This window comes from Streptomyces sp. NPDC039465 (assembly GCF_055639315.1).
The window spans coordinates 337,665-355,340 of sequence record NZ_JBVKAP010000002.1 but is presented as its reverse complement, the minus strand read 5'-3'; the positions used below and the strand labels follow the sequence as shown (position 1 = coordinate 355,340).

The following is a 17,676-nucleotide window of genomic DNA, read 5'->3' as shown; positions in this document are numbered from 1 at the left end:
CCGACGACGCGGTGGGCGGCGGGGGCGTCCGGACGGTTCCTGACGTGGGGTCAGGCGTCCCGGCGGCGCAGCACGCACAGGCCGGTCAGGTGCGCGGCGGCGGACCAGGCCGCCACGATCAGCACCGCCGTCACCTGGGTGTGCGGGGCCTCGGCGCCGACGCGCATGAAGTGGTCTCCCGCTCCGTGCGGCAGATGGTCGTTGACGGCCGCCAGCGACGGTCCGCCGAGCCCCAGGAGTACGGACGGCAGCGCCCACAGGAGCGTGACGAGGATCGACAGCGCGCCGGCCGGGTGGCGCGTGGCGAAGGCGACCCCGACGGTCAGCACGGCGATCAGCGCCTGGTAGAGACCGACGGCCAGGACCTGCCCGAAGACCGTGCCGGTTTCGAAGGACGCCCGCCCGTCGAACGCCCCCCAGGCCACCGCCGTGCCCACGGCGGCGTACGCGGTGCCGGCGACGAACGCGACCGCGGCCACTACCAGTGCCTTCGCCGCCTGCACCCGGTGCCGCCGGGGCACCCACAGCAGCGAAGCCCGCACGGTCCCCGTCGCGTACTCGGAGGTCACCGCGACCGTGGCCAGGACGACGACGGCGAACTGGGCGAGGACGGCGGACGCGGCCGCCGCGTTCCCGACAGGCTGGATCGGATGATCGTTGATGCGGGCGATCGAGGCGTAGTAGAAGGTGAACACGCCGGTGATCGTGAGGCCTGCCAGGAGACAGAGGGCGGGGGCGCGGACGGACCACAGTTTGGTCCACTCGGAGGCGACCGCCCCGGCGAAGCCGCCGGGCCCGCCGCGGCCCGCACTGCCGGACTCGGCCCCGGACGGGCCCGTCCGCTTGCCGGATGTCGTCGTCGTGGTCACTGCCGGCCCTCCTCGCCTGCCGCGCCTGTACCGGTCACAGCCGCACCACCCGTCACGTAGTCGACGCTGTGCGCGGTCAGGTCCATGTACGCCTGCTCCAGCGAGACCCGTATGTCGCTCAGTTGGTGGAGCCGTACGCCGCAGTGGTGCGCGAGGTCACCGATCTCGGCGGCGGTCCGGCCCTCGACGGTGAGTTCGCCGGCCACGGACGCCTCGACGCTCACCCCGTCCGCCGTCATCAGACGGCGGACGAGTGCCGCCCGCTCCTCGGGGTCGGGCACCACGGCGCGCGCCGACGCGGGGGAGGCGGCGGCGAGGAACTCCGTCATGGAGGTGTCGCTCAGCAGCCTGCCCCGACCGATCACGACGAGGTGGTCGGCCGTCAGCTGCATCTCGCTCATCAGGTGGCTGGAGAGGAAGACAGTGCGGCCCTCCGCCGCCTGGTCGCGTACGAGCCGCCGGATCCACCGGACCCCGTCCGGGTCCAGGCCGTTGACCGGCTCGTCCAGGATCAGCACCGCCGGATCGCCGAGCAGGGCGCCCGCCACCCCGAGCCGCCCGCTCATGCCGAGCGAGTACGTGCCGGCCGGCCGCCGGGCGGCCTTGGTCAGCCCCACCGTCTCCAGCACCTCGTCCACACGGCGTACCGGAATGCCGTTGGCCCGGGCCTGGGCGAAGAGGTGCGCACGGCCGGAACGGGCCGGGTGGACGGCCCGGGCGTCCAGCATCGCGCCGACCGCGCACAGCGGCCGGCGCAGGGCCGCGTACGGCCGGCCGGCGATCAGGGCCCGCCCGCGCGTGGGGTGGTCCAGGCCCAGGATCATGCGCATCGTGGTGGACTTCCCGGCCCCGTTGGGGCCGAGGAAGCCGGTCACGCGGCCGGCCTGGATGTCGAGTGTGAGGTCGTCCACGGCGAGGGTGTCGCCGTAGCGTTTGGTGAGTCCTCGGAGGGTGATCACGGGGATCCTTCGCTGTCGCTCGCTGAGTGCGGCCTGCGGAACGCGGAATGCCGACGGACGGTGATGTGATGGGCGGCGCCGCGTTCTCGTGCGCCGTGTTCTCGTACGGAAGCGACGCTAGGAGTCCGCGGCGCCCGGGCCCATCGGTCGAACGGCAGCGGCCACCTGCCTTTCGTCGGGGGTGCGCCCCGCCCCGCGGGCGGATCTCCGGGGTGCGCGGCTCGCGCGGTCATGCGGCGGCCTTAGGCTCGCGGGGTGGAAGAGACGACACCGAACAGCCGACCGGTGCGGGTGCTGGTGGCCGACGACGAGGCGATGGTCCGGGCCGGGGTGGGGGCCATCCTGGCCCGGGATCCGGGCGTCGAGGTGGTCGCCGAGGCGGGCGACGGGTACGAGGCGGTCGCGCTCACCCGCCGACACCGCCCGGACGTGGTCCTGTTGGACATCCAGATGCCCGGCCTGGACGGCCTGACGGCGGTGACGCGGCTCCACCGGGAGCTGCCGACGGTCGGTGTGATCATGCTGACGACCTTCGGCCAGGACGAGTACGTCACCCGGGCCCTGGAGGAGGGAGCCGACGGCTTCCTGCTGAAGGCGGACGACCCGAGAGAACTGCTGGGTGGGGTACGGGCGGTGGGCGCCGGCGGGGCGTACCTGTCCCCGCGGGTGGCCGGCCGCGTCATCGCCGGACTGCGCGCGCACCGGGCGGCCCATCCCCACCGGCCGCTGGAGCGGCTGACGGAACGGGAGCGTGAGGTGCTGGCCGGGCTCGGGGCGGGGCTGTCCAACGCGGAGATCGCGGCCCGGCTGCACCTGGTCGAGGGCACCGTGAAGGCGCACGTCAGCGCCGTGCTCGGCAAGTTGGGCGCGCGCAACCGGGTGGAGGCGGCCATCGCCGCGTACGAGGCCGGCCTGGTCCCGCCCCGGCCTCGCTGACCCGTGCGGGGGCCCGGCCTCGCTGACCCGCGCCGGGCCCCCGCCCCCGCTGACCCCGCCCTGGGGCCCGGCCCCGCTGGCCCGCGCTGGGCCCCGGGCCCGCTTACCCGCTCCGGGCCCCGCGGGCGCGTACCTCTAGGGGGCGAGGAGCAGTGCCTCCGCGCCCACGGGGCGGTACCCCGCCGCCTGGAAGGCGCGGACGCTGCGGGCGTTGCCTGCCGCCTGCTGCGACCAGACCGGCTCGCCCGGGGGCACGAGGTGGCGGGCGGCGGTGGCCAGTTCCCGGCCGAGACCGCGGTGGCGCGCGTCCTCGTCCACCTCGATCGCCGTTTCCCAGCGGCCGGCGACACCGCGGCCGAGGACGAGGATTCCGCCGTCGGCGGCCCACACGCGTACGCCGTCGCGGCGCCGGCGCGCCCGGGCCACTCTGGGATGGACCGGGTCGGTGATCTCCCGCAGATCCAGGGCGGGTCGGCCGGGCAGGGAGTGCGCGACGGTCAGGAGGTCGATCGTGTCGGTGCGGCGCCCGGTCCGGTCGAGGAACGCGCTCAGGAACCGCGGGTTCATGGTGGCGGCCAGCTCGTCGCAGTCCAGCGCGGCGAGCGTCTTGTGCACCCAGTCGGGGTCCTCGTCGGTGAACACGACCGAGTGCGCGGTGAAGGCGAGCACTCCGGTGTCGCGGAGGCTCGGGGCGGGCACGACGGTGGTGCCGCCGTCGGGTACGGGGAACTGCCCGTTCGCCGCGGCGTCCAGGATGTCCCTCAGGGTCTGTCGTATGGCCTTCACTGTTCTCCTGCGTGTCGCCGGTCTGATGATCATCCGGTCCCGCGACGGGAAGATCAACATCTGTAGGCCCGGGACCGCGGCCCCGGGCCGCCGCGCGCTGCGGATCCCGCTGCGACCCCTGAGACGAGACAGCCTCGCCGCCTGTGACACGGATGATCGCGGACCGGCCGTGACGGCGCCCGGAGCGGCGTGGGAGGCTGACGGCATGCGCCCCGACCCATCCCGTCGGCTTCTTGTCGTCGACGACGACCCCACGGTCACCGAGGTGGTCACCGGCTACCTGAAGAACGCCGGCTTCGCCGTCGACACCGCCGCCGACGGGCACGAAGCCTTGGTCAGCGCCACGAACGGGCGGCCCGACCTCGTCGTCCTCGACCTGATGCTTCCTGGAATGGACGGCATCGCGGTGTGCCGTGCCCTGCGCCAGAACTCACCGGCGCCTGCCGTCATCATGCTCACGGCGCGCGGAGAAGAAGAAGACCGCATTCTCGGCCTGGAAGTCGGCGCCGACGACTACGTCACCAAGCCCTTCAGCCCGCGCGAACTCGTGCTGCGGGTGCAGTCCGTACTGCGCCGCCGGGACGCCGTCGCGGTCGAGCCCGGAACCGGAACCCTCCTGAGAGCCGCGGACCTCGTGGTCGACCCGGCCGCTCGCCGAGCCGTCCAAGGCGGGAGGGAACTCGCCCTCACCCTGCGCGAGTTCGACCTGCTCGTCTATCTGATGCGCAATCCGGGGCGGGCCATCAGCCGGGAACAGCTCCTGCACGACGTGTGGGACTGGGAGTTCGGCGACCTGTCCACCGTGACCGTCCACGCGCGACGGCTGCGAACCAAGATCGAGGAGGACCCGGCGAACCCCCGGCTGATCCAGACCGTCTGGGGCGTGGGTTACCGCTTCGACTCCTCCGCAGAGAAGGGCTGACCACGATGCGGGAGCAGGACATCGTGCTCATCGCGCTGTACGCCCTGGGCGGCGCCGTGGCGGCCGGTGCGCTCGGGGCCGTGGTCCTCCGTGCCGTACGGCACCGGTCGACGGCGGTCTCACTGGCGGTCGTCGCGGCCGTCTCCGTGACGACCATGCTCGCCGGGACGCTCGCCGTCGCCTGGGCCATGTTCCTGTCGCGCCATGACCTGACCGTGGTCACCACGGTCGTCGCCATGGCGGCCGTCGTCTCCTTCGCGCCGGCGCTCGTACTGGGCCGATGGGTGGTCGCCCGCAGCGAGGCCCTGGCCCTGGCGGCGCGTTCTTTCGGTGACGGCGGCTCGTTCGCCGCGCCGGACGAGGCCGGGACCGCGGAGCTGGCCGCGCTGAGCCGCGAACTGGCCGCCACCAGCGCCAAGTTGAACGAGTCACGCGAACGTGAGCGGGCGCTGGAGACCTCCCGGCGGGAACTCGTCGCCTGGATCTCCCACGACCTGCGGACTCCGCTGGCGGGAGTACGGGCGATGGCGGAAGCCCTTGAGGACGGTATGGCCGCCGACCCCGAGCGGTACTTCCGCCAGATCCGGACGGAGGCGGAGCGACTGAGCACCATGGTCGGCGATCTCTTCGAACTCTCCCGCATCCACGCGGGAGCACTGTCCCTGGTGCCGACCCGCATCTCGACGTACGACCTTGTGGGCGACGCGTTGGCCGGCGTCGAGGCGCTCGCCCGGCAGCGCGGCGTCCGGCTCGTCGGAGAGCGGGTCACGCCGGTGCCGATCGAGGTCGACGGCAGGGAGATGACGCGCGTCCTGTGCAACCTGCTCAGCAACGCCCTCCATCGGACGCCCGCCGACGGTACGGTCGCCATCGCCGCGGAGTCCGGAGAGGACGACACGGTGGTGCTCTCGGTGACCGACGAATGCGGCGGCATCCGCGAGCAGGACCTGCCCCGCGTCTTCGACACCGGCTGGCGCGGCACCGAGGCCCGCACGCCCCCGGGCGGCGCGGGCCTCGGCCTGGCCATCGTCCGGGGCATCGTCGAGGCACACGCGGGCCGCGCCAGCGTACGCAACGTGTCCGACGGCTGCTGCTTCGAGGTGACCCTGCCCAAAGCCAGTGTCTGAAAGCGCCATTGACGCGAGTCAGGCGTCGTTCCGAGGCGCTGCCTGTGTCTCTATTCGGATCTGGCCCGACCAGCATCGCGGGGCACCGGTAACGTCACCGGGATGAGCGCGACGTCCTCGGACTTGCTGTCCCGTGCCCTCGACGCCCCTGGCGAGCCGCCCCTGCGGCCGCTTCCGCCCGTGGTGGCGGAACTCCTGCGGTCCCTGGGCGCCCCTCCGCGGTTGGCGGCGCACCTGCGCGCGGTTCACGACGTGGCGGTCGAACTGGCCGACTGGGTGCGGGACCGACACCCGGATCTGGCCGTCGACCGTGACGCCGTCCTCTTCGGTGCGGCGACCCACGACGTCGGCAAGACCTTGCACCCCGAGGAGCTCACCGGGACCGGCTCGGCGCACGAGGCGGCCGGCCGGGACCTGCTGGTGGGCCATGGCTTCGCGCCTACCCTGGCCCGGTTCGCCGCCACCCATGCGAGCTGGGACGGCCCCGCCGTGACGATCGAGGACCTCCTTGTCAGCACGGCCGACAAGGTGTGGAAGGACAAGCGCGTCCCCGACCTCGAGGACAGGCTCGTCCGGGCGCTGGCCTGCGCGACGGGGCGGGAGCCCTGGGAGGAGTACCTCGCACTCGACGACCTGCTCACCCGCCTCGGCGCGGATGCCGCCCGCCGCCTGGCTTTCCAGTCGGCGTTCCCGGTCCACCTGTGACTGCCGTGCCCGGACCTCCTGGGCCCCGTGGCGTAACCGGCGAATGCCGGCGCCCGCCCGGGTGCGACACGGGCTTCCGCAGTTCAGTCGACGACGGCAGTGGCCTCGACCTCAACCAGGTGCTCCGGTACGTCCAGTGCCGCCACGCCCAGCAGAGAGGCCGGTGGGACGGGGGTGGTGATCCCCAGCTTCGTGACCGCCCTGGCGATCCCGTCCAGCACCAGCGGCATCTTGGCGGGGTCCCAATCGACGACGTACACGGTCAGCTTCGCCACGTCGTCGAACGAGGTGCCGGCCTCGGCCAGGGCCGTGCCGACGTTGAGGTAGCACTGCTCGACCTGGGCGGCGAGGTCGCCTTCGCCGACCGTGACCCCCTCGGCGTCCCAGGCGACCTGACCGGCGACGAAGACCAGCTTCGACCCGGTCGCGATCGACACCTGCCGGTACGCGTCGATTTTCGGCAATCCGTTGGGGTTCACCAGGGTGATGGCCATGCTGCCTGCCTCCATGACGTCGCGAGCGAGTCGCTCTCTTGTGGTTACTGGGAAACCGTAGGAGAGTCGCCGCTGACGTGGAAGAACGCACTTTTCGGTGACGGGGGAACCTGATGGTGACCAAGCAGTTCAGCGGCTCGTCCGACGACGCGGACCTGCGGCGCGCGGACTCTCTGGCGCGGGAGATCTTCTCGGACGTCGCCAACAAATGGGCGCTCCTGATCATCGAGGCGCTGGGTGAAGACACCCTCCGCTTCAGCGAGCTGCGGAACGAGGTCGAAGGCATCAGCCACAAGATGCTCACCCAGAACCTGCGCATGCTGGAGCGCAACGGTCTGGTCGAGCGGACGGTGCACCCCGTCGTGCCGCCAAAGGTCGAGTACACCCTCACAGAGCCGGGCCAGGCCCTGCGGGTGACGATCGACGGACTGTGCGACTGGACCCACCGCTACCTCGGTCACATCGAGACCTCCCGCCACCGCTTCAACGGCTGACGCGCGGCGCCTCGGCCTCGCCGGTCCCGGGCCCGCGGGCAGGGCCGATGACGTGCTCGCGTACCGTCCTGTCGCATGCATGTGGTCGCGGTTCTGGCGCTTGACGCGGTGTCGGCTTTCGACCTGGCTGTTCCTTGCCAGGTGTTCACGCTCGCGGCACACCCGGACGGGAGCCCGGCCTACGAGGTGCGGGTCTGCACCGACAGTACGGCCACGACCGAGACCGGGCCCGCACAGCCGTTCCGGCTCACGTCCGCGTACCGGTGGGACGACGCCCGTGACGCGGACACCATCGTCGTGCCAGGTGTTCCGCCGGACCGAGATCCGCACCCGCGCGCCGTCCAGTTGCTCAGGGAGGCGGCGGCCGCGGGGGCGCGGGTGGCGTCCATCTGCACAGGGGCGTTCGTGCTCGCTCGCGCGGGGCTGCTGGAGGGGCGTCGTGTGACGACGCACTGGCGGTTCGCCGCGGCGCTGGCCAGGGAGTATCCCGGGACGCACGTCGACCCGTCGGTGCTGTTCGTCGACGAGGGGCGGGTGCTGACTTCCGCCGGGGTCGCCGCGGGGCTCGACCTGTGTCTGCACATGGTGCGCCGGGACCACGGCGCGGCGATGGCCGCGGATGTCGCCCGCCTGATGGTCATGGCCCCGCAACGCACCGGCGGCCAGGCGCAGTTCATCGACCATCCGATCCCGGAGAGCGATTCCGCCGATCTCGGTGGCACGATGCAGTGGATGCGGGACAAGCTGCACGAACCGCTGACGATCGCCGACATCGCCGCCCACGCGATGATGAGCAAGCGCAGCCTGGCACGGCACTTCCAGGCACAGACGGGCAGCACCCCGCTGCGCTGGCTGACCGCCCACCGCCTGCAGCGCGCGCGGGAACTGCTGGAGACGACCGCCCTGCCCATGCGGCGCATAGCGGAGGCCACCGGGTTCGGATCCGCCGAAACCCTTCGCCATCACTTCACCCGCCACGTCGGCACCACGCCCTCCGCCTACCGCGCAGCGTTCCGCGTACAGCCCTGATCGGTCCGGCCGGCCCGGCCGCCACCGCGGCGGGTCCCACCGCGGCGGAGGCCCGGAGGGCGTCGAACCGGCTCCCGACGTCGGCGGTGGTCAGCAGTCGTTCTCCACCGGCCGGCCCTCGATGCGGTCGGCCAGCCACCCGACCGTCGCCGGGGCGGCGGCGTAGAAGGTGGCGATATGGGTGGGGACCAGATACGTGGCCCAGTCGACGGACGCGCCGAGCCCGCACAGCCGGTCCTTGAGCTCGGTGCCCACCTGGTACGGGATCACGTCGTCCAGGCGCGAGTGGTACAGCTGCACCGGCACCGCCGGACGGTGCCGCCCGGCCCGCTGCTCGGTCAGCCGGCCGCGCCAGTCGGCCCGCGCGAACGGGTCCTCGGTGGTCAACCGGTCCCAGCTGTGCATCCCGTACCTGGTGGCGATCTCCAGCGTGCAGTCGTCGGAGATGTCGGCCAGCAGGGCGCGGCCGTGGTCGGTCAAGAGCTCCTCCAACGGGAGTTCGGGGTAGGCGTGCTTGAGGCCGACGGCGGCGGTCAGGCCGAAGCCGAAGGCCGGGCTGCCGTCCACCCCCTCCGCGACCATCAGAAGGTCGGCGGCGGGCGCCCCGACGGAGGCGCCGCGCAGGTTCAACTCCGGTGCGTAGAAGGGCTGCAGCTCGGCCGCCCAGCTCGCCGCCTGACCGCCCTGCGAGTAGCCGGCGATGACGACCGGGGCGTCGGGAACGATCCCCGTCCCGGGCAGTCGCTGGGCGGCACGCACCGAGTCCAGCACGGCCTGGCCCTCGGCCCGCCCGTTGACGTAGCTGTGCCCGCCGGGGGTGCCGAGCCCCTGGTAGTCCGTGGCCACCACGGCCCAGCCGCGATCGAGCATCGCCTTGATCACGACGCTCTCGTACTGGCTGCCCTCGGCCAGCGCCCGCGAGGGGGCGCACCTGTCGCCCAGACCGTGGGTGCCGATGGCGTGCGCGACCACCGGCCGCGGGCCGGGCCCGGCGTACGGAGCCTCGGGGACGAGCACGGTGCCGGAGACGGCGATCCGTCGGCCGTCGGCGTCGGCGGAACCGTAGAGCAACTGCCAGGAGCGGACGTGCTGGTCGACCAGGCCGGTCGGCTCGACCCGGAAATCGGCGGCCCGGTACCGGATCACCTCGCCCGGCCCGGCGGTGAGTTCACCGGCCGGTGGGGTGTAGAAGTCGTCTCGGAGATCGCCGCTTTCCACGGCGGCGGCCGGAGTGGCTGGCGCCATCAGGGTGGCCAGCAGGGCGACGAATGCGGGCACGGCGGTGCGCAGGAATCTCATGAGGGTCCCTGGGGTGAGTGAGGGTGAGGAGACTGTGCACCGATGATCGACAAGGATGTGCGCGTCAGGTGATGGAGCGTCGGACAGGATGTGAAGCCCGATCATGTGAGCCACGACAATGACATATGTTGTTCGGCAATGCCGTACTGCTAGTTAGGATGCGGCCATGCCCGACAGCCTCGTCACCACCCACCCGACGGATCGACGAATCGGCTTACTGGCCACCGCCCTGAACGGGCGGCTGCCCGAACTGAGCAGACGCGCCGTCGACCGGATCCTCGCCCCCTCCGGCACCGTCGCCTACCGCCGACTGGTCCCCGTCGAGGAGCTGCGCGGCTCCTGCCACGCCCACCTGTCCTTCACCCTGGGTGCCCTGACGGGCCGTCACAGCCCCGCCCCGGCCACCGCCACCGCGCTCCGCCGGGCCGGTCAGGGCGTCCCGCTGCCCGCCGTGATCGCCGCCTACCACGCGGGCGGACGGATGCTGCTGGAAGAGCTGACCACCGAGGCGCGCAACGCCGGCCGCGGCGGACTGGAGGCGCTGCCCGACGGCGCGGCCCGGCTGCTCGGTCTCATCGAGACCGGCGCCAACGAGATCACCGCCGCCTACCAGCATGCGACGTCGGCCGCCGCCGACCAGACGGGCTCCCCGGCCCTGACCGAGCTCTTCAACGGCACCGCCCGCAGCACAGAGGCGCTCTGGCGGGCGGCGGACACGCTGCGCCTGCCGTACGACGGGCTGTTCGTGGTCCTGGTCGCCGATCCGCCGCCCGGACCGGCGCCCGAGATCGGCAACCGGCTCGCCGCCCACGGCATCGCCTCCGCCTGGAGCCGCACCGCCGGCCTGCTGGCCGGGCTGGTCTCGGTCCGCGACCGGCGCACCCTGGATCGGCTGCTGACGGTGCTCCAGCGGTCGGCCACCCTCCGCTACGGCGTGAGCCCGGCCTTCGCGAGCCTCGCCGACTGTGCCACCGGCCTGCGGCTGGCCCGGCTCGCCCTGGCCACCGCCGACCCGGCCGGCTCGCCGGTCGCCCACTTCGACGACGGCCCGCTCGCTGGGCTGGTGGTGCATTCCCCGGACGTCGCCGCCCGGATGGCCCGCTCGGTCCTCGGCACGCTGCTCGATCTCCCGGCCGAGCAGCGCACCCTGCTGATCGGCACGCTCACCGCGTGGTACGCGGCCTCCGGCTCGACGGAGGATGCCGCGCAAGCCCTGCACTGCCACGCCAACACCGTCCGCCAGCGACTACGCCGGATCCGCCGGCTCACGGGACGTACGGTCACCGACCCGGTCGACACGGCCGAGCTGTACGCCGCGCTCCAGGCCGTCCGGGCGCTGCCGCCCTCCGTCCTGCGCTGACGAGCGCCTCGCGGCCGTTCCCTCACACGGTCGGCTGGAAGCCGTTGATGGTGGCCTCGACCATGCGGGAGACCCGCTCGAGCTGGGCTCTGGTCGGGTCGGCGGGGACCTTGAGGTTCTGCCACACGACCACGAAGTCGAGGTTCCGATTGCTGTCGTGCACCTTCAGTGCCTCCGAGACCACTTTCTCGACGACACCGGCGCTGTTGGGCTTGAGCGGGCCGATGCCGATCTTCGCGTGGGTGGCGGAGAGCCCGCCGTTCGGCCACAGGATTTCGCGGTGGAACCAGCTGCGGCCGCTGCCAGCCAGCAGCTGGATCAGATCCGTCGGGCTGCCGCTCTCCAGGCTGCCGTCGAACATCCGGGTGACCAGCTTCGCCATGTCCACGGCCGTGGTCGCCTGCGCGACCTTTCCGTCGTTGGTGGACGCGATCCCCACCGGGGTCCATTGCCCCAGGTAGTCGCCGGCGAGCCAGATGCCCTGCTGGGCCGGATTCCGGAAGAAGCCGTCGTCTGCGGCCTTGGCGTTCATGAAGCCGAACGCGACGCCGTGGATGCATGCCGCCGCGGGGGCGTTCTGCTGCTGCAGGAGCATCCCCCTGAGCTGGGTGCGATAGTCGAAGAGGAACTCGACGCCGATCGGCTGCCCCGCCGCGTCGAATTGCGGTTCGAGAACCGTTCGGTAGTCCGGCAGGATCTTGGTGTCGTCGCCCCCGTGCTGAAGCGTGATGGAGCTCGGGGTGGCATTCCTGATCTTCCCGTCGAAAGCGGCCGAGAGGGCCTGGAAGAAGGCGTCCGGCGACGGCGGCCGCTGCTCCAGAAGTAGTTGACGGGAGAAGAAGCGGAGCGTGTGGGCCGCGTACATGGCAAGGAGTTTGACCAGGCTGGCCGAGTAGTGGACCTCGTTCTGCCGGTGGCCCGCCCACGCGCGGGTGTCGGCCTCCTCCAGAGCCACCACGGTGAGCGCGACCCGTTCGAGTGCGGCGCGGTCGGCTCCGGTCAGCCCGTTCATGAAACCGTTGAGTGCGTCCTGCATGCTCCGGTTACGGTCCGCGGCCCCCTCGGCCTGGAGATTGTCGCCGTACGCCCCGGTGAACAACTCCATGGCGATCGACCTTCCGTGCGTACGAGGAGACGAACGCCACGAGAACGGCGGCGTTCCCGATGAGCATGTCTCTCCTTCCATGCTCGTACGTCACTCCACCGGCTTCAACCGCAGATCCGGCGGTACTTCACTCCGTCAGGGACGTACTGCTGCCATTCCCGCTGGGTCATGGACCGGCCCGCGGCCGCGCAGGCCCCGTCGATGAGGATGCGGAGATCGTTGAACATGCCGGTGTCCCACAGCCGCGCTGTCGCGTCGTCGCCGCTGGTGGCCAGGGTGTTTCCGTCCGGGCCGAAGGCCACCGACCACACGTTGTCGGTGTGGCCGGTGAGGATGGCCAGCTGGCGGTGGGTCCGTACGTCCCACAGCCGCACGGTCCGATCGCGACTGCCGGTGGCCACGGTCTGCCCGTCCGGGCTGAGGGCCACCGACCACACGATGTCGGTGTGGCCGGTGAGGATGGCCAGTGGGCGGTGGGTCCGTACGTCCCACAGCCGTGCCGTGGTGTCTCTGGCGCTGGTCGCGAGGGTGTTTCCGTCCGGGCTGAAAGCCAGAGACCACACGGTGTTGGTGTGACCGGTCAGGGTGCCCAGCGAAGCGCGTCCGGACGTCCCACAACCGCGCGGTGGAGTCACTGGCACCGGTCGCCAGAGTCCTTCCGTCCGGGCTGAAGGTCACCGATTGCACCATGCCGGTGTGGCCGGTGAAGGTGGCGAGCTGACGGCGTGTCCGTACGTCCCACAGCCGCGCCGTCCGGTCCATGCTGCCGGCGGTGGCGAGCGTCTTTCCGTCCGGACTGAAGAGCACACGCAACGCCGAGGTGCGGCCATGGCCCGCGAGGGTGCCCAGCGGGTGGCGTGTCCGGACGTCCCACAACCGCGCGGTCCCTTCACCACCACCGGTGACCAGGGATTTTCCGTCCGGGCTGAAGGCCACGGGGCTCGTCGCGCCAGGGAGGCTGGCGAGCTGACGGCGGGTCCGTACGTCCCACAGCCGCGCTTGCTGCCCGTCACCCGCGCTCGCCAGGATCCTTCCGTCCGGGCTGAAGGCCACTGAGTTCACCTGGCGACTGTGGCCGGTGAGAGTGGCCAGCTGGCGGCGTGCCCCTACGTCCCACAGCCGTACCGTCCGATCGACACCGCCGGTGGCGAGGGTGCCGCCGTCCGGACTGATGGCCACCGAGTTCACCGAGCGGCTGTGGCCGGTGAGAGTGGCGCGCAAGGGGGAGCTGAGCGTCGTGAGGAGTCGGGCGCGGGTGTCGGCGGTGGGGTGGATGCGCTGAGCGGCCAGGGCGAGGCGAGCCGCCAGGGCGGGGTCGGTCAGGGCGTGGAGCTGGCTCTGCGTCGTCAACCGCTCGACGGCTGCCAGATCTCGCTGCTCACTGCTGGTCCGGGCGTTGAGGGAAGCGAGACTGGACACGACGAGGACGAGGACGGCCAGAAGGGCGAAGCCGGCCAGGATGAGGCGGCGCCGGCGGGCGGTGCGGCGTTGGGCCTGGATGCTGGCCTCGACGAACTCGGCTTCCTCGGCGGAGATTTCGGCCGCACGGGTGCCGAGCCACTGCTTCGCCTCGTCGACCCGCTGCCGGTCGAGGGTGAGTTCATGCGGCCGGCCCCGTTCCTGCCAGGTCCGCACGGTGCGCCGCAGCTCCTCCTGCCAGCTGCGGAAGTCGCGGTTGCGCTCGACCCAGCCCTGCAGTCGCGGCCAGCTCTCCACCAAGGCCTGATGCGCGAGTTCGGCCGTGTCCAGCCCCGTCGGGCGGCGGGTCACCACGACCAGCCGAGTGCTGGCCAGGCGGTGGATCAGCGACCAGTCGTGCTCGGAGAACTGGGAGCGGTCGGCGACCCTGCGCGTGTCGGGGCCGTGTTCCCCGACGTCCAGCCGCTCGGCGGGCCGGACCAGCTGGATGAAGATCCTCTCCAGCGCCTCGTGCTCGGAACTGTCCGCCCACTCCCACAGAGTGCGTTCCGCGTTGCCGACCAGCGCTCCTTCGACCCCGCCGAGCTCCTGGTAGGCGGTGGCGGTGAGCACACCGCGCTCCTGTCGTGCCCACAGCTGACTCAGGGTGTACTCCAGCATGGGCAGTGCGGCCGCACCGCGCGGGGTGTCGTGGAGCAGCCGCTCGACCAGACCGTCGGCGAAGAGGATGCCGACGTGCCCTTCCAGCGGGCGGGTGATGGCCGCGCGCAGCTGCTCTCGCGTCATCGGCGGCACCACTACGTGGGTCGCCTCCCAGGCGGCGCGTAAGTGGGGGAGCTGCTCGATCTGAGGCAGGAAGTCGATCCGGCTGACGACCACCGCCTGGGCCGGCCGACTGCCGTCCGGGCGGCGCATCGTCAGGACGCCCAGCATCGTGTCCAGCTTGCGCGCGGTTTCCGGCGCGTCCGCGAGCAGGGTTTCGAACTGGTCGAGTACGAGCAGAAGCTTGGGCCGTCCGTCGTGGCGAGCGTGTCGCGTCAGTGTCTGCTCGAGCGCGGTGCGAAGCCCCTGCTCGTCCCCCAGCCGGCGGGCCAGCGCGGACCAGTGCTCGTGCCAGTCGGCCTGCCGCGTGTCCGCCTGCCGCCTGTCCGTATCGCCCGCGGATGCCAGCGCCCAGGCGAGCAGCTCCTCGGCGGTCAGCCGCAGCCCGTGGGGCAGACGAGCGGTCAGGTAGCGGCCCTGGTCCACATGTGCCAGCAGGCCGGCGCCGGTCAGTGAGGACTTGCCGACGCCGGAGGCGCCGAGTACCGGCAGGATCGGTACCTGTTGTTCCCCGAACAGTTCGAGCAGCCGGCGCGTTTCGTTCGTACGCCCGTGGAACACCGCGCTGTCGTGCTCGGTGAACGGCAAAAGCTCACGGAACGGACTGTCGTCGAGCAGCCGTGAGCGTAACTGCGGCCACTCGCGGGCCAGTGACTCCACGGTCAACGCGTAGCCGGTCCGGCGCCGCTGGTCCCCTTCGACGGCGACGACGACACCGATGACGCCTTGGTACTCCTCGTCCCACACGGGTGCCCCGCTGAAGCCTCCGGCCAGCGGGAAGCCCGCCTGCTCGTCGCACGTCAGCTGCCACCAGCCGGTGCCCTCACGGCCCTCGACGGTGCCGCGGGTCCAGACGCCGGCATCCTTGCTGCCGCCCGGCCCGGGGTACCTCGGGAAGCCGAAGGCGCGCCAGCGGTGCCCGGCGAGGTCGTCCGCCTCCACGATCCGCATCGCGACGGCGCCCGGAGGCAGTTCGTCGGTCAACCGCAGCACGGCGACGTCACCGCTGTTGTCGGCGGCCACCGGCACGCTGAAGTGCACAGTGGCCGCCGCCTTGGGGTGGCCGGGCAGCAGCGGGAAGTCGACGGTCACGGGAAAGCGGTCGGGCAGCGGCTGATCGTCCGGGAGGCCGGCGAGGGAGGAGATGACGTGGGCGCAGGTCAGCAGCAGCCGGCCAGGGACCAGGAACGCGACACCGACCGGCCGGCCTTCGTGCAGTACGCGTGCCGTCCCGCGCTCCCAGCCCGAGCTCACCCGTCGCCCTCGGGGCGACTCCACTCCAGTTGAAGCGTGATGTGCGCGTCGCCGGACCCCTTGGCCACGACGAACCCGGCCTCGGCCGTGACCCGGATCCCGAACTCGGCACGGATGTGGTCGGGGCTGCGGGGCAGGTCCGTCAGCCGCTCCAGCAGCGCCTCGGCGACGCGTCTGACACGGGCCATGCCTGCTTCGAAGGTGTCGGCCGAGGACTCGAACACTCCCTCGCCGCGACTGGCCCGGATGACTCCGGAGCCTTGCCCGTCGGACAGTTCGACAACCATGGTCTCGCCATTCTCGAAGGGCACACTCAGATACACGCGCGACGACCTCTCTGATAGCCCGTCAAGTCAACGGCTTCCACGGCGAGTTGATCAGCCCAGCACTGCGCAGCATGTTAACCCCGATCTTTGCCGGGGTCCGTCGGTTTGCCGCTGCCCCATGAAGACGATCAAGGCGGAGGGGGTCAACCATGCCGTATGTGACATGGAAGGACATCGGAGGCATAGCCGGAACGGCGGGAGCCCGGGGCGGTGCGCGTGACTTGACACCCCGTGCGGTCTAGGGGAATTTAGGCACGCCTTACCTTAGTAGTTAGTCTTTGACGTGTGGCCGTGTGGTGCGCGGCCACACAGTCGTACGACCCAACGGAAGGACCAGCATGTCGGGACGCCGCGAGGACAGCGGCCGGGCCGAGGGCGGCGCCGCTCGGGACCTGGTCGGCATAGGTTTCGGTCCGTCGAATCTGGCCCTGGCCATCGCCGTCGCCGACCACAATCGCCGCGACCCCGAGCGGGCGCTGCGGGCACGTTTCGTGGAGCAGCAGGAGCGCTTCGGCTGGCACCGCGGCATGCTCCTGGAGGGCGCGACCATGCAGGTCTCCTTCCTCAAGGACCTGGTCACCATGCGTGACCCGAGCAGCCGCTTCTCCTTCCTGATGTACCTCCAGGAGCGCGGCCGCCTGGCCGACTTCATCAACCAGAAGACGTTCTTCCCCACCCGGATCGAGTTCCACGACTACTTCGAGTGGTGCGCCGCCGAGTTCGGCGACAGCGTCGACTACGGGCGGCGGGTCGTCGAGATCCGTCCCGTGCGCGACGGGGACCGCGTCGAGGCGGTCGACGTCGTCTCGGAGAGCGTCGCCGACCCGGCCGACCGCGAGGTGCTCAGGGCCCTCAACGTCGTCGTCGGTACCGGTCTCAAGCCCCGCCTCCCCGACGGCGTGACCCACGGCGAACACGTCTGGCACACCCGCGACCTGCTCTTCCGCGCACCGCGGCTGAAGGACCTCCGGCACCGCCGCTTCGTGGTGGTCGGTGCGGGACAGTCCGCCGCCGAAGCCGTCGACTACCTGCACCGGACCTTCCCCGACGCCGAGGTCAACGCGGTCTTCACCCGCTACGGCTACAGCCCCGCCGACGACAGCCCCTTCGCCAACCGCATCTTCGACCCCGCCGCGGTCGACGACTTCTTCACGGCGCCGGAGAACGTCAAGCAGGACCTCCACGGCTACCACCGCAACACCAACTACTCCGTGGTGGACGGCGACCTCATCGAGCAGCTGTACCGCACGCACTACCAGGAGAAGGTCAGCGGGCGGGAGCGGCTGCGGTTCCTCAACACCACCGAGCTCGGCGGCGTCGAGGCCCTGCCCGACGGCGCGCGCGTCCTGGTCCGCTCGCTGACGACGGGCCGGCAGGAGGCCCTGGACTGCGACGCCGTGGTCATGGCCACCGGCTACCGCCCGGTCGACCCGCGCGACCTCCTCGGCGACCTCGCCGCCGACTGCCTCACCGACGAGCAGGACCGGGTCCGTGTGGACCGCGACCACCGCGTGCTGATGAGCGACCACGTGGACGTCGGCGTCTACCTCCAGGGCGGCACCGAGCACACCCACGGCGTCACCTCCTCCCTGCTGTCCACCCTCGCCGTCCGCTCCGGCGAGATCGCCGACTCCCTCCTGCTGCGCCGTACCGCCCAGGCGCTCCGCGCCGACCGCGGCCGGGAGATCGACGCCGTGATCGGCTGATCGGCACGCGCCCTTATGCAAGGAGGCCGCCCTCCCACCCTCACGGGCGGGGAGGGCGGCCTCC

The 17,676-nt window shown here is 71.7% G+C and carries 16 protein-coding genes and 1 pseudogene; 8 read left to right on the top strand and 9 right to left on the bottom strand.

Translation table 11 applies throughout. From position 1 onward, the window contains the following. Positions 1 to 50: 50 nt before the first annotated feature. Positions 51 to 869, bottom strand: a complete 819-nt coding sequence (locus ACZ7LT_RS07755) for an ABC transporter permease (protein WP_471235086.1) — start codon at positions 867 to 869, stop codon at positions 51 to 53. Continuing rightward, positions 866 to 1,828, bottom strand: a complete 963-nt coding sequence (locus ACZ7LT_RS07750) for an ABC transporter ATP-binding protein (protein ID WP_471235085.1) — start codon at positions 1,826 to 1,828, stop codon at positions 866 to 868. Before ACZ7LT_RS07750 ends, ACZ7LT_RS07755 begins: the two co-directional genes overlap by 4 nt. Before the next feature lie 291 nt (positions 1,829 to 2,119). On the opposite strand from ACZ7LT_RS07750, the gene ACZ7LT_RS07745 reads away from it, so the two are divergent. Beyond that, complete coding sequence (locus ACZ7LT_RS07745) at positions 2,120 to 2,764, top strand: response regulator (protein WP_471235608.1); 645 nt, start codon at positions 2,120 to 2,122, stop codon at positions 2,762 to 2,764. A gap of 135 nt (positions 2,765 to 2,899) precedes the next feature. Here ACZ7LT_RS07745 and ACZ7LT_RS07740 read toward each other — a convergent pair whose 3' ends face one another. Next, positions 2,900 to 3,541, bottom strand: a complete 642-nt coding sequence (locus ACZ7LT_RS07740; protein ID WP_471235607.1) for a GNAT family protein — start codon at positions 3,539 to 3,541, stop codon at positions 2,900 to 2,902. Positions 3,542 to 3,755: 214 nt separating this feature from the next. Between ACZ7LT_RS07740 and ACZ7LT_RS07735 the strand changes: the two genes are divergently transcribed. The 3 genes from ACZ7LT_RS07735 (at position 3,756) to ACZ7LT_RS07725 (ending at position 6,304) form a co-directional block, all read left to right on the top strand. Continuing rightward, positions 3,756 to 4,472 (top strand): response regulator transcription factor, encoded by a 717-nt coding sequence (locus tag ACZ7LT_RS07735; RefSeq protein ID WP_471235084.1) that lies wholly within the window; start codon positions 3,756 to 3,758, stop codon positions 4,470 to 4,472. Between the two features lie 5 nt (positions 4,473 to 4,477). Next, entirely contained in the window at positions 4,478 to 5,599 is a 1,122-nt protein-coding gene (locus ACZ7LT_RS07730; protein WP_471235083.1) for a sensor histidine kinase, read from the top strand. Between the two features lie 102 nt (positions 5,600 to 5,701). Further along, positions 5,702 to 6,304 carry an HD domain-containing protein gene (locus tag ACZ7LT_RS07725; RefSeq protein WP_471235082.1) on the top strand — a complete coding sequence of 201 codons (603 nt, stop codon included), beginning with the start codon at positions 5,702 to 5,704 and terminating at the stop codon, positions 6,302 to 6,304. Between the two features lie 83 nt (positions 6,305 to 6,387). Here ACZ7LT_RS07725 and ACZ7LT_RS07720 read toward each other — a convergent pair whose 3' ends face one another. Further along, complete coding sequence (locus ACZ7LT_RS07720; protein WP_471235081.1) at positions 6,388 to 6,798, bottom strand: RidA family protein; 411 nt, start codon at positions 6,796 to 6,798, stop codon at positions 6,388 to 6,390. 113 nt (positions 6,799 to 6,911) lie between these two features. On the opposite strand from ACZ7LT_RS07720, the gene ACZ7LT_RS07715 reads away from it, so the two are divergent. Next, on the top strand, positions 6,912 to 7,292 hold the full coding sequence (locus ACZ7LT_RS07715) for a winged helix-turn-helix transcriptional regulator (RefSeq protein ID WP_471235080.1): 381 nt from the start codon (positions 6,912 to 6,914) through the stop codon (positions 7,290 to 7,292). A 75-nt stretch (positions 7,293 to 7,367) separates the two neighbouring features. Next, the gene (locus tag ACZ7LT_RS07710; protein ID WP_471235079.1) at positions 7,368 to 8,321 is read left to right on the top strand and encodes a GlxA family transcriptional regulator; all 954 of its coding nucleotides are present in this window, start codon (positions 7,368 to 7,370) and stop codon (positions 8,319 to 8,321) included. A 90-nt stretch (positions 8,322 to 8,411) separates the two neighbouring features. On the opposite strand, the gene ACZ7LT_RS07705 is transcribed toward ACZ7LT_RS07710, so the two are convergent. Next, the gene (locus ACZ7LT_RS07705; RefSeq protein WP_471235078.1) at positions 8,412 to 9,620 is read right to left on the bottom strand and encodes a lipase family protein; all 1,209 of its coding nucleotides are present in this window, start codon (positions 9,618 to 9,620) and stop codon (positions 8,412 to 8,414) included. Between the two features lie 166 nt (positions 9,621 to 9,786). Between ACZ7LT_RS07705 and ACZ7LT_RS07700 the strand changes: the two genes are divergently transcribed. Beyond that, positions 9,787 to 10,980: a helix-turn-helix domain-containing protein gene (locus tag ACZ7LT_RS07700; protein WP_471235077.1), complete on the top strand. Its 1,194-nt coding sequence runs from the start codon at positions 9,787 to 9,789 to the stop codon at positions 10,978 to 10,980. 22 nt (positions 10,981 to 11,002) lie between these two features. Here the strand turns inward: ACZ7LT_RS07700 and ACZ7LT_RS07695 are convergent, their stop codons facing one another. The 4 genes and pseudogenes from ACZ7LT_RS07695 to ACZ7LT_RS07680 form a co-directional block, all read right to left on the bottom strand. After that, a complete protein-coding gene (locus tag ACZ7LT_RS07695; protein WP_471235076.1) occupies positions 11,003 to 12,085 on the bottom strand; it encodes a hypothetical protein in 1,083 nt (360 codons plus the stop codon). 104 nt (positions 12,086 to 12,189) lie between these two features. Beyond that, complete coding sequence (locus tag ACZ7LT_RS07690) at positions 12,190 to 12,648, bottom strand: WD40 repeat domain-containing protein (RefSeq protein WP_471235606.1); 459 nt, start codon at positions 12,646 to 12,648, stop codon at positions 12,190 to 12,192. 100 nt (positions 12,649 to 12,748) lie between these two features. Then, positions 12,749 to 15,580: pseudogene (locus tag ACZ7LT_RS07685) on the bottom strand (nSTAND1 domain-containing NTPase); the annotation flags it as partial. Beyond that, positions 15,577 to 15,867 carry a CU044_2847 family protein gene (locus ACZ7LT_RS07680; RefSeq protein ID WP_471235075.1) on the bottom strand — a complete coding sequence of 97 codons (291 nt, stop codon included), beginning with the start codon at positions 15,865 to 15,867 and terminating at the stop codon, positions 15,577 to 15,579. The gene ACZ7LT_RS07680 and the pseudogene ACZ7LT_RS07685, both read right to left, overlap by 4 nt. 377 nt (positions 15,868 to 16,244) lie before the next feature. Between ACZ7LT_RS07680 and ACZ7LT_RS07675 the strand changes: the two genes are divergently transcribed. Continuing rightward, positions 16,245 to 17,612 carry a lysine N(6)-hydroxylase/L-ornithine N(5)-oxygenase family protein gene (locus tag ACZ7LT_RS07675; RefSeq protein WP_471235074.1) on the top strand — a complete coding sequence of 456 codons (1,368 nt, stop codon included), beginning with the start codon at positions 16,245 to 16,247 and terminating at the stop codon, positions 17,610 to 17,612. The last annotated feature ends 64 nt before the right edge of the window (positions 17,613 to 17,676 follow it).

Excerpts from the sequence above, each read along its gene's own strand:
- ACZ7LT_RS07725 (WP_471235082.1), top strand. The coding sequence starts at position 5,702 with ATGAGCGCGACGTCCTCGGACTTGCTGTCCCGTGCCCTCGACGCCCCT.
- ACZ7LT_RS07675 (WP_471235074.1), top strand. The coding sequence starts at position 16,245 with ATGTCGGGACGCCGCGAGGACAGCGGCCGGGCCGAGGGCGGCGCCGCT.
- ACZ7LT_RS07730 (WP_471235083.1), top strand. The coding sequence starts at position 4,478 with ATGCGGGAGCAGGACATCGTGCTCATCGCGCTGTACGCCCTGGGCGGC.
- ACZ7LT_RS07695 (WP_471235076.1), bottom strand. The coding sequence starts at position 12,085 with ATGGAGTTGTTCACCGGGGCGTACGGCGACAATCTCCAGGCCGAGGGG.
- ACZ7LT_RS07705 (WP_471235078.1), bottom strand. The coding sequence starts at position 9,620 with ATGAGATTCCTGCGCACCGCCGTGCCCGCATTCGTCGCCCTGCTGGCC.
- ACZ7LT_RS07700 (WP_471235077.1), top strand. The coding sequence starts at position 9,787 with ATGCCCGACAGCCTCGTCACCACCCACCCGACGGATCGACGAATCGGC.
- ACZ7LT_RS07680 (WP_471235075.1), bottom strand. The coding sequence starts at position 15,867 with ATGGTTGTCGAACTGTCCGACGGGCAAGGCTCCGGAGTCATCCGGGCC.
- ACZ7LT_RS07720 (WP_471235081.1), bottom strand. The coding sequence starts at position 6,798 with ATGGCCATCACCCTGGTGAACCCCAACGGATTGCCGAAAATCGACGCG.
- ACZ7LT_RS07710 (WP_471235079.1), top strand. The coding sequence starts at position 7,368 with ATGCATGTGGTCGCGGTTCTGGCGCTTGACGCGGTGTCGGCTTTCGAC.
- ACZ7LT_RS07735 (WP_471235084.1), top strand. The coding sequence starts at position 3,756 with ATGCGCCCCGACCCATCCCGTCGGCTTCTTGTCGTCGACGACGACCCC.
- ACZ7LT_RS07715 (WP_471235080.1), top strand. The coding sequence starts at position 6,912 with ATGGTGACCAAGCAGTTCAGCGGCTCGTCCGACGACGCGGACCTGCGG.